This is a genomic window from Paenibacillus sp. J31P190, assembly GCF_059692075.1.
Genome location: NZ_JCAUAS010000013.1, coordinates 109,744 through 122,930, shown reverse-complemented (window position 1 = coordinate 122,930; position 13,187 = coordinate 109,744). Strand labels below are relative to the sequence as shown.

At 41.6% G+C, this 13,187-nt stretch carries 14 protein-coding genes; 10 read left to right on the top strand and 4 right to left on the bottom strand.

Annotated elements, in window-relative coordinates:
* Positions 1-46 precede the first annotated feature (46 nt).
* Entirely contained in the window at positions 47-601 is a 555-nt protein-coding gene (locus AC58U0_RS21975; RefSeq protein WP_497381110.1) for a DUF3231 family protein, read from the bottom strand.
* Between the two features lie 101 nt (positions 602-702).
* Here AC58U0_RS21975 and AC58U0_RS21970 point away from each other — a divergent pair, with 101 nt between their 5' ends.
* The 10 genes from AC58U0_RS21970 to AC58U0_RS21925 all read left to right on the top strand — a co-directional run bounded on the left by AC58U0_RS21970 (position 703) and on the right by AC58U0_RS21925 (position 11,150).
* Positions 703-1,410 carry a response regulator transcription factor gene (locus AC58U0_RS21970; RefSeq protein WP_497381109.1) on the top strand — a complete coding sequence of 236 codons (708 nt, stop codon included), beginning with the start codon at positions 703-705 and terminating at the stop codon, positions 1,408-1,410.
* Positions 1,407-2,408: a sensor histidine kinase gene (locus tag AC58U0_RS21965; RefSeq protein ID WP_497381108.1), complete on the top strand. Its 1,002-nt coding sequence runs from the start codon at positions 1,407-1,409 to the stop codon at positions 2,406-2,408. The genes AC58U0_RS21970 and AC58U0_RS21965 overlap by 4 nt, the downstream gene beginning before the upstream one ends.
* 92 nt (positions 2,409-2,500) lie before the next feature.
* The gene (locus AC58U0_RS21960; RefSeq protein WP_497381107.1) at positions 2,501-3,265 is read left to right on the top strand and encodes an ABC transporter ATP-binding protein; all 765 of its coding nucleotides are present in this window, start codon (positions 2,501-2,503) and stop codon (positions 3,263-3,265) included.
* Positions 3,240-5,123 carry an ABC transporter permease gene (locus tag AC58U0_RS21955; protein ID WP_497381106.1) on the top strand — a complete coding sequence of 628 codons (1,884 nt, stop codon included), beginning with the start codon at positions 3,240-3,242 and terminating at the stop codon, positions 5,121-5,123. Before AC58U0_RS21960 ends, AC58U0_RS21955 begins: the two co-directional genes overlap by 26 nt.
* Before the next feature lie 159 nt (positions 5,124-5,282).
* A complete protein-coding gene (locus AC58U0_RS21950; RefSeq protein ID WP_497381105.1) occupies positions 5,283-6,596 on the top strand; it encodes an ATP-binding protein in 1,314 nt (437 codons plus the stop codon).
* Positions 6,571-7,464, top strand: coding sequence for a response regulator (locus AC58U0_RS21945; RefSeq protein ID WP_497381104.1), 894 nt, complete (start codon positions 6,571-6,573; stop codon positions 7,462-7,464). Before AC58U0_RS21950 ends, AC58U0_RS21945 begins: the two co-directional genes overlap by 26 nt.
* A 287-nt stretch (positions 7,465-7,751) precedes the next feature.
* A complete protein-coding gene (locus AC58U0_RS21940) occupies positions 7,752-8,561 on the top strand; it encodes a transporter substrate-binding domain-containing protein (RefSeq protein ID WP_497381103.1) in 810 nt (269 codons plus the stop codon).
* 97 nt (positions 8,562-8,658) lie between these two features.
* Complete coding sequence (locus tag AC58U0_RS21935; protein ID WP_497381102.1) at positions 8,659-9,315, top strand: amino acid ABC transporter permease; 657 nt, start codon at positions 8,659-8,661, stop codon at positions 9,313-9,315.
* On the top strand, positions 9,312-10,034 hold the full coding sequence (locus AC58U0_RS21930; protein ID WP_497381101.1) for an amino acid ABC transporter ATP-binding protein: 723 nt from the start codon (positions 9,312-9,314) through the stop codon (positions 10,032-10,034). The genes AC58U0_RS21935 and AC58U0_RS21930 overlap by 4 nt, the downstream gene beginning before the upstream one ends.
* A gap of 126 nt (positions 10,035-10,160) precedes the next feature.
* On the top strand, positions 10,161-11,150 hold the full coding sequence (locus AC58U0_RS21925; protein ID WP_497381100.1) for an asparaginase: 990 nt from the start codon (positions 10,161-10,163) through the stop codon (positions 11,148-11,150).
* 31 nt (positions 11,151-11,181) lie between these two features.
* Here the strand turns inward: AC58U0_RS21925 and AC58U0_RS21920 are convergent, their stop codons facing one another.
* The 3 genes from AC58U0_RS21920 to AC58U0_RS21910 form a co-directional block, all read right to left on the bottom strand.
* A complete protein-coding gene (locus AC58U0_RS21920) occupies positions 11,182-11,691 on the bottom strand; it encodes a DinB family protein (protein WP_497381099.1) in 510 nt (169 codons plus the stop codon).
* A 4-nt stretch (positions 11,692-11,695) separates the two neighbouring features.
* Positions 11,696-12,091 carry a VOC family protein gene (locus tag AC58U0_RS21915; RefSeq protein ID WP_497381098.1) on the bottom strand — a complete coding sequence of 132 codons (396 nt, stop codon included), beginning with the start codon at positions 12,089-12,091 and terminating at the stop codon, positions 11,696-11,698.
* A 62-nt stretch (positions 12,092-12,153) separates the two neighbouring features.
* The gene (locus tag AC58U0_RS21910; protein WP_497381097.1) at positions 12,154-13,128 is read right to left on the bottom strand and encodes a helix-turn-helix transcriptional regulator; all 975 of its coding nucleotides are present in this window, start codon (positions 13,126-13,128) and stop codon (positions 12,154-12,156) included.
* Positions 13,129-13,187: the final 59 nt, after the last annotated feature.

The window sequence follows — 13,187 nt, the reverse complement described above, 5'->3', positions numbered from 1 at the left end:
GGGCTTCCCTAAGTGTTTAAAATCTAAAAGGTGGCCCCATGAAGTGTTAAGTTGACGTTTGTTGGGAACCGGGTGGAATGTAATAAGGCGGTATTTTAATCCACCCGTGTTTCATCATTAATTGTTTTAGTTTTGCCCCCAACATCACTTTTTCCGCTTGGAATTGAAGAAACATCAAGCCGAAATCGGTCCGAATCGATTCGGCATTGGCACCTGCGGCACGGAGAATCAAACTAACGATTTTAAGAGATAATTCGTTGGCAAGAACTTCATCCGTCAATTTAACACCAAGCGGAATACTGTTAGGATCCGAGTGCGGCATATTTTCATGAGCAGGAGGTAAAGTAATTCCTTCCTTAAGCATGAATTCATAGAGGCGTTCACGTTGACTATGATTGAGTTCCAAATCGTCCTTGAGCATGGCTTTTAGATCCTCATCACTCGTGGTGTTTATACCCGCTTGAACAGTTGCTTTGGCTATTTCAAGGCCCGCTAAGTAAATCCAACAAGCCATCACCTCTCCTACATGAAGAGGTTGGGGTTTTTCTTCATCTGTTAAAGATTTAATTGTAGTAATTGCTGCTTCCAATATGCCAACCATGATGATTCCTCCTGATATTGTCATTTATTTGGATATTGTTTACTTGGCAGTCTTTTTTATTCATACTAAAAGTGTGCCGCCAATCAGAAGGAGAGACAGATATGCAAACAATTATGATAGTAGAAGACGATCCTAAAATTGCTGAGCTCTTGCAGTCATATATAAAAAAATACGGCTATAACGTCATATCTGTAGCTGATTTTGATCACGTAATGGATGATTTTCATAAAAACAGGCCGGATCTTGTGCTTCTCGATATCAATCTACCCAGCTATGACGGGTATTATTGGTGCCGGCAGATTCGTACGCAATCGATCTGTCCTGTGATATTTATATCAGCGCGAACAGGTGAGATGGATCAGGTCATGGCGCTGGAAAATGGCGGAGATGACTTTATAACGAAGCCGTTTCATTCTGAAATTGTGTTAGCGAAAATTCGCAGTCATCTTCGGCGTGCATACGGGGAATATGCGGTGAAGGTTGGTGAGCGGGTATTGGAAAGAGATGGACTTAAGCTTTATCCAGAAAGGCTGGAATTCCTATTCGGTACAAAAGCTGCTTCACTGACGAAAAAAGAAGCCGACATCATCGAAAGTCTGATGGAGCGCTATCCGCGCGTATCTGGCCGTGAAGATTTACTTGAAAAGCTATGGGACGATCAAGCGTACATAGATGAAAATACGCTCAATGTAAACATTACACGCGTTAGGAAAAAATTTCTTGAGCTAGGCATAGAAGATGCGGTGGAAACGGTAAGGGGCGCTGGATATCGTCTGAACGTTACATGGACGAAGGCGGGAGATCAATGAAGTTATTTATCAAAGAGCATTCTCTATTGTTGGTCTTGCAGATTATTCAATTTATCACGATTCTAGGCATTTACTGGCTTGATGGATATCGCAATACGGCACCGGCTCTGTATGCCATTTTCCTTGGATTCTTCTTTCTTGGATGCTATCTGTTATATCAATACTACAGTCGTCGCAGTTTCTATCAACGCCTCAGCAACCCACTTGAGTCACTGGATAATTCCTTCCAGAAAACGGAGCAAACCCCTGTGTCCGAAGCTTTTAATAAGCTGTTGAGAAATCAGTATAAGCATTACCAGCAACAAATCAAAACGGCAGAGCATCGACAAGAGGAGCATCTGAAGTTTATGGACCAATGGGTACACCAGATGAAAACACCTCTGTCCGTCATCGAACTCACAGCTCGAAACTTGGATGAACCGGATTCTTCCTATATCCGCGAAGAGACGGAGCGAATGAAGACGGGGCTAAATACGATTCTGTACATGGCGCGCCTTAGAACCATTGAGCAGGATTTCCATGTCAAACCTGTCGTTCTGTCCAAAATCGTGAATGAAGTGAATCAGGAAAATAAACGGTTCTATATCCGTAATCAGGTTTATCCTCAACTGCAAGAGATAAAGGAAGGAATCATCGTAGAGACGGATGAAAAATGGCTGTTTTTTATGCTTTCACAACTTGTCAATAATGCGGTGAAGTATTCAGCAGGAAAAAGTAAAAAATTGATCATTTCCCTATACGAGAAAGATAAAGAAGCGATACTAGAGGTTACTGACTTCGGAGTGGGCATCCCGGATACCGATAAAACCCGTATTTTCAACCCTTTTTACACAGGGGAAAATGGGCGTAAATTCAGAGAATCGACCGGAATGGGTCTTTATTTAACGAAGGAGGCAGCCGAACATCTTGGGCATCGGATAGAACTTGATACGAAAGTTTCTGAAGGTACGACATTTCGAATTATTTTCGTGTCATCGCAAAACCTTACATCGGTGTAAGGAAAGTGAAAGATGAATCAATAGTTGGATTCGATCGATAGCGGTACACTAATCACAGATCGAATGATGATGATTTGAAAGGGGCTTTCGTGATGCTGAATGTGAAGCAAGCTAGTAAAATCTATGAGGGGAAGATCGCTTATCGCGCTTTATCGGATATCGATTTAACCATTGAATCAGGTGAATTTGTTGGCATTATGGGTCCGTCTGGAAGCGGGAAAACAACTTTGCTTAATATGATCGCAACCATAGACGAACCGACAACTGGCGAAATTTTAATTGCTGGTCATAATCCGCATCATCTAAGTAAAAACGACCTAGCTAAATTCCGCCGGCGTGAGCTGGGATTTGTGTTTCAAGACTTTAATCTCCTACATACGTTAACCGTTGAAGAAAACATTGTCCTACCTTTGACATTGGACGGGAAAAAAGTCAGCGAGATGAAGCAAAAAGCAAATGAAATTGCCAAGAAACTTGGGATTACAGATATTATGAAAAAGCGCACGTATGAGATATCTGGCGGGCAGGCGCAGAGAGCGGCAGTTGCCAGGGCGATGATTCATACACCTAAGCTATTGCTTGCAGATGAACCGACAGGAAATCTGGATTCAAAGGCATCTAAAGATGTTATGGAAATGCTTGAATCCATCAATCAAACCGAACAGACAACGATGATGCTCGTAACGCATGACCCTCAAGCAGCCAGTTATTGCAACAGAGTCGTCTTCATCCGAGATGGAAGGTTTTATTCCGAAATTCATCGCGGCGATAATCGTCAGGTTTTCTTCCAGAAGATTATCGCTACACTCTCTTTATTGGGAGGTAACGCAAATGACCTTTCGTCAATTCGCGTTTAATAACGTCACTCGCAATAAGAGGCTATATGCGGCTTATTTTCTGAGCAGTATGTTCATGGTGATGGTATTTTTCACTTTTGCCATCTTTGCTTTCCATCCGGCGCTGAACGGGGAAGCGGTAAATTCCAAAGCAACCTTTGGTCTATATGTGGCTTCAGGCATCATTTATGTCTTTTCTTTTTTCTTCGTTATGTATTCGATGAGCTCTTTTTTGCAGTCTCGCAAGAAAGAATTTGGGCTATTGATGATGCTAGGCATGTCCACAAGACAAATCCGTTCGATGGTATTTTGTGAAAACATGCTAATCGGATTTTTCGCAACAATAGGGGGCATAGCTCTTGGATTAGTCTTTGCAAAAGGAATTCTACTTACAGCTGAAAACGTTCTGATTATCGGAACCGAGCTGAATTTCTATATGCCATTGAAGGCAATGATCATGTCGTTTGTATCTTTTACTATTTTGTTTCTGTTCATTTCATTTGTTGTCTCTTATGTTCTGCGCAGCGGAAAGTTAATCAACCTGATTAAAGGAGATAAGAAGTCCAAAGGAGAACCAAGGGCCTCTGTTTTTTTAACCTTAACAGCCATTGCATTGCTCGGGATAGGTTACTTCTTTGCTTTGATCGCGAAAGGATCCCTTGTCTTCGTTGTTATGGTGCCAGTTATTATTGTGGTCATCATAGGTACCTATCTGTTGTTTACCCAATTAAGTGTTTATGTGATTCGCAGTCTAAAGAACAGGGATTCCATCTTCTGGCGGAAAACAAATATGCTGCTGTTTGCTGATCTTTCGTTTCGAATGAAGGATAATGCAAGAACGTTTTTCATGGTTGCCATCATTTCAACCGTAGCCTTTAGTGCTATTGGATCACTTTATGGATTTCAATCATTAACCACAGGTTCAACGAAAGAGCAAAACCCCTACACGTTAACCTATACGGCAGACAAGGTCGACAGTAAGGATAAGGAAGAGAAGGATATCGCTTTCATTGATGGACAATTAGGCAGCAAGCAAATCGAGACCGTGAAGGCTCAAGCCATACTCAGTTACTATCGTGTAAATGATCAAAAGACTCCTACATTGATCACCAAGCAGTCAGATTATAATCGCTTTGCTAGCTTAATTGGCGTCAATAAAATCAACCTGCAAGACGGACAGTCGGCAGTCGTTCATTTTGAAAGAATGGGGAATAACCGAGATGATAAACAGCTGAAGCAACCTATTAAGCTTCAATCAGGCATAACCCTCCAGCCTAATGTCATCGTCAGTTCAAGAGTATTTACGGAAATGTATGATTATTATATCGTCAAAGATGATGCCTATGAGCAGCTTCCAGATTCAATTGAACAAAGAAGGTTTCATGTATGGCAGGCGAAAGGGAACCAGGAGCAGGCCGTTATTCAAGCAGGCGAAATTTTAACGAAACAGGTTGGAAGGCATGCGCTGTCTGCTGTTGATTACGAAGTATATGATTTAAATAGAACCTATGGACCGGTGCTGTTCATTGGATTGTTTATCGGAATTGTCTTTTTCGTTTCGGCCGGAAGCTTTCTATATTTCCGCCTCTATACGGATTTAGACGAAGATAAACACAAATTTAAAGCCATAGCTAAAATGGGTTTGACTGAAACCGAATTGAAAAAAGTGCTTAACAGGCAAACAGCGATTCTTTTCTTCGCGCCGATTGTAGTAGCGCTTGTCCACGGGGCTGTGGCACTTACGGCATTATCGCATATGTTTAGTTATAATTTGTTTACAGAGTCCGCCATTGTACTATGCATCTTTGCCGCTATACAAGTTGTCTACTTTTTCATCGTTCGCTTTTTCTATACGAAACAAATTAAACTGGCCATTTAAAATTTAGCCGTCATTTGCGTGCGAGGTGAATCCAAGCATGAATGACGGCTAAACTTTTTTTCAAAAGAGGGGTCATGTATGCTAGTATAAAGCATTAGAATTTAAGTTCATGAGTAACGGATAAATTCAGACTTCCCTCAAGTAGGTGCGAATCGAAAGATGCAGAATTTAGTCAAAAACGAAAGATTGCAAATGATCGTAATCGCTATAGCTACGGCAACCGGAGCACAATTCAAGATAAATCCCTTTAGCAACGATTATTTTCGCATTGGTCTTGGTGTTAGTATCTTTTTGTTTTTTTTATTGCTTATGCCGCATCTACCTTATGTAAAAACGGGTATCCTAACGGGTATCCTTAGCATGATCGTTCAATCTGGAGATTGGATCACTCATGTTCATTCCTATACGATCCTGGAGAGCTTGCAGAATAATGTGGCAGCCGGTTGTTACTATGTCATATTTGCTTTTGGCATGAGTAAGCTTCGACAAAGATTGAAAGAACTTCACCCTCTCATGTTAGGTGGATATATCGCATTAATTGACTTCGTTTCTAATGAAACGGAGTTATTATTGCGTGGGGTATTCCTCGGTACGAATACCTTTTATTTTAAAGAATGGTTCCTTATAATGGTCATAGCCGTCGTACGCAGTTATTTTGTAATCGGTCTGTACAACAGCATTGTTATCAGTCAGATGCGGTTTCTACACGCGGAGCAGGAAAAACGGATGGAGCAGATGCTGAACATCAACTCTGGTTTGTATGGAGAAGCTTTTTATTTGAAAAAAGCCATGGATACCATAGAGGGGATTACCGCGGATAGCTATGACCTCTATCGGAAATTAAATGAAGATAATCTCAAAGGCTATAGTCAGCGTACGTTAGGCATTGCCCAACAAATCCATGAAGTAAAGAAGGATTCTCAACGTATTTTGGCAGGATTATTGAAATTGTTCGATAGTGAAGTTGTTGTTCATATGAGCCTTTCGGAGATCATGCACTTTGTCGTAAAAGGAAATCAAGAATATAGCGAAATGTTAAGGAAAAAGGTTATCATTGAAAAAGAGCTGGCATTTAATCTGAACACGACGCACTATGTGCCTTTGCTGACAATCATAAATAACTTAGTTGCTAATGCGGTAGAAGCTATAGATAAAAATGGAACCATACATATTCGGGTCTTTGAAAAAGAAGAAGACGTCTATTTTATCGTCATAGATTCCGGAAAAGGAATTCCTGATCATAAGAAGGAACTTATTTTCGAACCTGGTTACACGACTAAATACAATGAAGAAGGGATAGCAGCAACCGGAATCGGTCTTTCTCATGTACGCGATATTGTTCATTCCTTTGGGGGGAGTATCGCAGTAGCATCACCCGAGAAAGCAAGCGGTACTCAGTTTGTTGTTCGTCTCCCAATTACAAGTCTAATTAAAGAGGGTAGAGTCGATGGCACTTTCAATTATGATCGTTGATGATGATGTCGTTTGCAGAAGTATGCTGCAAGATATTATTGATGAATGCGGCATTGGCGAGGTTATGGGGACGGCGGAAGGTGGAACGGAGGGGGCTCGAATGATCCTTAAATCGAAACCGGATGTCGTGTTGATTGATCTGTTGATGCCTGATCAGGATGGTATTGAGACAATCACGCAATTAAAAAACAGCGGGTATGACGGAAAATTTATTATGATTTCACAAATTGAAAACAAGGACATGGTAGGGGAAGCTTATCAAAAAGGAATCGAGTTCTTTATTCATAAGCCGATTAATCGCGTGGAAGTAGAGCACGTATTGAGCAAGGTTAATGAGCAGTGGAAATATGAGCGGTATGTTTCTGAGATCAAGCAATCTTTAGCCAAATTGGATATCGCTGCACCGTCCTCTCCCCGCAAAGAACGAAAAGTTCGTGATGTGGTGAAGACGATTCTAATGGATTTGGGAATCATCGGTGAGATTGGCAGTAAAGACATTATAGCCTTAATGGAGAATGCCATCGAACATAGAGAAGCAACGAGTTTTCCCCCTTTAAAAGAATTGTACGAGTCTGTCGCCCACACCTATAAACAAGGCCAGAAAGATATTGAGAAGGAAAGTAAGGCGATTGAACAACGCATTCGACGGACGATCATGGCTGCTTTGAATAATATGGCTTCCATTGGTTTAACCGATTATAGTAATCCTAAGTTTGAATATTATGCGCCGCTGTACTTTGATTTTCAGGATATTCGCATGAGGATGAAAGTCATGGACGAAGATCTGCAGCCTGATAAAGGAAAAGTAAACATCAAAAAGTTTTTACAGGTTTTTTATATGGAGACCCTAGAAAAATTAAATAGTTGAGCAAGGAATTCAACCTCTCAAGTCTGGAGATAGTAAGGACTGGAGGTTTGGATTCTTTTTTTATTTCATTGTGATATATCATCACATGAAAAAGATACCCATACGAAATGTAATCGGATACAAAATTTTCTAATGAAATTACTAGTCGCGTATGTAAACTATATTTTCATGTCATGTAATTGTTTTTGTAGGATTCTGTATGTTGCTGTAGAGCGGGAAGTAGTATGTAATTACAAAGTGATCAAATTAATCGATCTCAAATTTAATAGAAGAAAAGGGGTTCTTACATGAAAAAGGGTTTATCAGTAGTACTGGGAACTGTTTTAGCTTTAACACTTAGTGCTTGTGGAAATGGTGCTGCAACGGATAATAAGTCTACGCAGACTACACAGCCTGCACAAACAGCAGCAGCAGTTAAGAAATACACATTCGGTACAGATGCGACGTATCCCCCTTTCGAGTTTCAAAAAGATGGCAAGTACATTGGGATAGATATTGATTTAATCAACGCAATTGCCAAAGAAGAGGGATTTGAAGTTGAATTAAAACCTATGAATTTTAAAGGAATTATACCAGCTATTACATCCAAACAATTAGATGGCGCTATTGCTGGCATCAGTATTACGGACGAACGTAAACAGGTTGTTGCCCTTTCGGATCCGTATTACACAGCCGGACTTTCGCTAATCGTCCGAGAAGATAATACAACAATCAAAACGCCTGAAGACTTGAAGGGGAAAGTCATTGCTATTAAAAAAGGTACTTCGGGAGCAAAACAAGCAGATGAATATGGTAAAAAATATGGCGCTACAGTGAAGTATTTCGATGATAGTCCGGCCATGTATCAAGAAGTCGCCAATAAAAACGCCGATGTAACGATTGAAGACTTTCCGGTGATCTCGTACAAAATTGCAGTTGATCCGAATTCCAAGCTGAAAATTGTTGGGGATCGTTTGAACGGCGATAACTATGGTATTGCGGTGAGTAAAGAAAACGAAGAATTGATGAAAAAAATTAATGATGGAATCAAAAAGGTAAAAGCTAACGGAAAATACGATGAAATTATCAGCACTTATATGGGAAAATCCACTAAATAGATAACACAAGCGCTAACCTTTTGTCACCCAATGTTCGATGGGCCTCAGAAGGTTAGCGTCATTATGAATTCCATTAAAAAGGAAGGGTTGGGATCTGGTGACTTCCTCGTTTCAGGTTATTTTAGATGCATTACCCATGCTGCTGAAAGGCGCTCTAATTACCTTTAAAATTGTTATCATCTCTTTACCGATCGCTTTTCTTATAGGTTTAATTACGGGTTTGATGAATGTTTCTTCTAGTAAAATTCTTCGGGGTATTGCTACTTCTTATGTTGATATCATTAGGGGAACACCGCTGTTAGTGCAGGTCTTCTTTGAGTATTTTGGTATACCCGCTTTCTTTGATATTCGGATACCGGCAGAGACCGCAGGTATTATTGCCATCAGTTTAAATGCTGGTGCTTATATAGCTGAGATTTTCCGTGGGGGTATTAACTCTATTAACAAGGGACAGATGGAAGCGGCGCGTTCATTAGGGTTAAGTAAATGGTTGACGATGCGATTGGTCATTTTACCGCAAGCGATTCGCCGGATGATACCTGCTTTTGTCAATCAATTCATTGTAAGTATTAAGGATACTTCCCTTTTGTCCGTCATCGGAATTAGCGAGTTGACACAGAGCGGGGAGATTATTATCTCTGCCAACTATCGTGCTTTTGAGATATGGGGAGTCGTAGGTGTCATCTACTTTATTATCATCTATGCGTTATCCCGCTTAGCTTGCGTATTTGAGAGGAGGTATGCTTCCAAATGATCGTCGTACAAAACTTGAAAAAGAAATTCGGTACGAACGAAGTACTGAAAGATATTTCAACTACGATCCAAGAGAAAGAAGTGGTTTGTGTTATTGGACCTTCTGGATCAGGAAAGAGTACATTCCTGCGTTGTCTGAATCTTCTTGAGGATGTGACGTCTGGAAAAGTTGTGATCGGCGATGTCGAAGTCACTTCACCTACCACGAATATCGATCAATTACGTCAAAATGTAGGCATGGTTTTTCAGCTCTTTAACTTATTTCCTCATCTGACCGTATTGGAAAATATCATGCTGGCCCCGAAGCACATTAAAAAGGTAGATAAACAGCAAAATGAACAAATAGCCATGAAACTGCTGAACAAAGTCGGCTTAGCTGGGAAGCGGGATGCGTACCCTGATCAGTTGTCTGGTGGACAACAGCAGCGTGTAGCTATTGCCCGTGCGCTGGCTATGAATCCGCGTGTGATGTTATTCGATGAACCGACTTCGGCGTTAGACCCCGAGATGGTCGGTGAGGTGCTGCAAGTGATGAAGGATTTAGCCCATGAAGGGATCACCATGATTGTCGTCACGCATGAAATGGGCTTCGCGCGCGAGGTGGCAGATCGTGTCATCTTCATGGATGGAGGGTATATCGTAGAAGAAGGATCACCTTCCGAACTATTCGATTCCCCTAAACACGAACGTACCCAAGCATTTCTTAGCAAAGTCCTATAAATGGATTTATAATAAGGTAATATAAACTCACCTCTAGCAGGTCGCTCATTTTTGAACGGTCTTGATAGAGGTTTTCTACTTGTTGTTTGTTTATGTAACCGAAAATCATGCGAAAGGAGCGTTTCTATGAAAAAGATACTTTTGTTAGCTACGGGTGGAACGATCGCTTCTGTGGTTGGGGAGGATGGATTGACCCCGGGGATGACGGCCGATGAACTGATCAGCTATTTGCCGGCACAAAATAACCTGTATCAGGTAGACAGTAACGTTCTGATGGAAATTGACAGCACGAATATGCAGCCTGAGTTTTGGGTCCGCATCGCGGAAGCCGTGTACAACAATTATGAGGATTATGATGGATTTGTGATCACGCATGGAACGGATACGATGAGTTATACATCAGCCGCGCTTTCCTATATGCTGCAAAATATGAGTAAGCCGGTTGTTATTACAGGTTCGCAGGTTCCTATCCACAACAACCACACAGATGCCATCCAAAACATGCGCAACGCTGCCCAGTTTGCTTGTGAAGACATTGGTGGTGTATTTATAGTTTTTGATGGCAAGGTGATTAACGGAACAAGGGCTGTGAAAGTGAGAACCCGCAGTTACGATGCCTTTGAAAGCATTAATCATCCGTATGTGGCTTACTTTGAAGGCGATGAAATCAAGTACACTTCGTCTGCTATACCTGTGCACACTAAAGAGATAGAGCTGGACATAGCGCTATGTCCCGATGTTTTTTTGTTAAAGCTGCATCCTGGTACGAAGCCTGAACTTTTTGACTATTTGAAACAACACTATAGAGGTGTGATTATTGAAGGCTTTGGTTTAGGAGGGGTTCCTACCCAAGGTCGCAACCTTCTTCCGAAAATCATTGAGCTTATAGAAGCTGGAGTCGCTGTTGTCATTACAACACAATGTCTGGAAGAAGGCGGCGATTTGACACTATATGAAGTTGGGCGAAGAGTAGGCAGAGAACAGATTATTTCGTCGAAGGATATGAATAAAGAAGCGATCGTTCCGAAATTGATGTGGGCATTAGGCAAGAGCAATGACCTCAAAGAGATCAAGGAATTGATGGAAACGTCGATCGCTGATGATACCACTTTATAAAAAGAGAGTTATTTCGATAGCGGATCTTATTTCATTTATTTACATCATATAAGTAAAACACATAATCACTAGATACTCCTGCATGTCCGAGCTGACGGAGCATAGATGTGATGTTGCCGCGGTGGTATGTGCCGTGATTAACAACGTGCTGGATAAGCTCTTCAATGCTGGCATGCAGGACGCCATATTTCGGATTCGGAAAGTCTTTCACAGCTTGCCAATCGACATCGCTATTCAAAAAGATTCTGTAAGCCTCGGCTAGCTCCAAGAAGGCGGCCTCTAATTGTTTCAAGCTCTTCCCTTTGGTCTTTTCTTCAACCGTAACGATCAGCTCTCTGATTTGCTCATAGCTGTTTCCCTTCATGCCGGATAACCAGACAGTATCCACTCTGTAGATGTGCACAAGGCCGGCATGTATGGTTGGAAATACATCGCTCAACTCCTGCAGCAAAATTTCCTCCGGCAGTTCCTCTAAACGAGTGAAAACCCGCTTATTAGCCCATACATGATACTCGTAATTTTTGAGAATTTGAGTAGACATCGGATCAATCCTCCTTCTTAGTTGCTTGATAGAGTTCTATTAATGTGCCGTCTGCATCCCGAAAATGGGCAAGTCGTCCATTCCATGTCGGATGATGAAATGGTTCTTTGACGAATTCGATGCCTTTATTGGATAAACGTTGGTAGGTATCATCTATATTTTCAACTTCAATATTGAGTACAAAATTCGTTGCATAGCTGCCATTTTTACCCAAATCTTCACCCAATGCTTCACCCATGGCTTTGCGGGACAGCAGCTCGATACGAGCTGCGCCCGTGTTAAACAACGCGTACTCCATCGACTCTTCATACCAGTCCGCTTTCAATTCTAATAGATCCCTATAAAAAGCTGCGCTTTTGTGAAAATCATCTACCAAAATACGAACTTGTAATAAATTCATGATCGTTCCTCCTTAGGTTTCACCTAAGACCCATTGTAGCCCATCTTCACTGACAGAAATGGTCAGTCAAGCTGCGCAGCCGCATAATAATTGTGTAAATTTTTCGTTACCTCAATCATTTGGTTTTGGAGCAGCTGCGGCTCTTTAATGCGAAGGGTCCCCCCATAAGTCAGAAGAAAGTAGGGGAGATTAAACAAGATGTATCGCTCTTCCAGTTTAAAATGAGCTTCAAGCTGCGAACGTTCTACCAACGCATGAGCCAGAAACCAATGACCACATAAGTCATCTAGTGCTTGCTCTCTTCCTGTAATTTTGACAGATATGAGCTCATCCGGCTTATCCGAATCAGGCAGCACACTGGAAAGGATAAATTGGCGCGCCGAGAAATCAGCAGGCCGTTCAAACGTCTTATCCGTCGTAGCCAACTTTCGAATACGATCGATACGAAAGCTTCGAATTTCTTTGCGAAGATGACAATGACCTACCACATACCATTTGCTTTTCCAGCAAACAAGCCCGTAAGGATCCAAATGACGAGCTTCTGTTACAGATCCGTAGCCTTTTTGATAATCCATCAATATTGTTACGCTCTGAGCCACCGCCATTTCCACTTCTTGAAGCAGGGATACTTGCGAAGCATCAGCTTGGGGAAGAATGACGTCAAGACCTTGCTCATGTAGATGGATTTGATGGCGTTGTTCTTCATTGGTATACATTTTCAGCTTGGCGACGGCCTGACTTAATTTCTCACCAAACGGATACCCCGCCTCCTGGGCAAAAGCAGCCGCATGAATTAATGCTTTTTGTTCATCGAGATCAAATACGAGCGGTGCTTCATTGAACTGACCGAGCAAGCTATAACCGCCATGATGCCCGGAATCAGCAATAATCGGGACTCCGCTGGCACATAAAGCATCGATGTATCGATAGACGGTTCGGATGTTAATCTCCAGCTTCTCGGCAAGCTGCTTAGCTGTTATTCGCTTCTGAGATTTGAGCAACCACAGGATAGAAAGCATATGATCAGCTTTTGACATAATCCATACTCCTTTCCTAGGTAATGCTTTCCATATAGCACCATCATACCATCGATAGA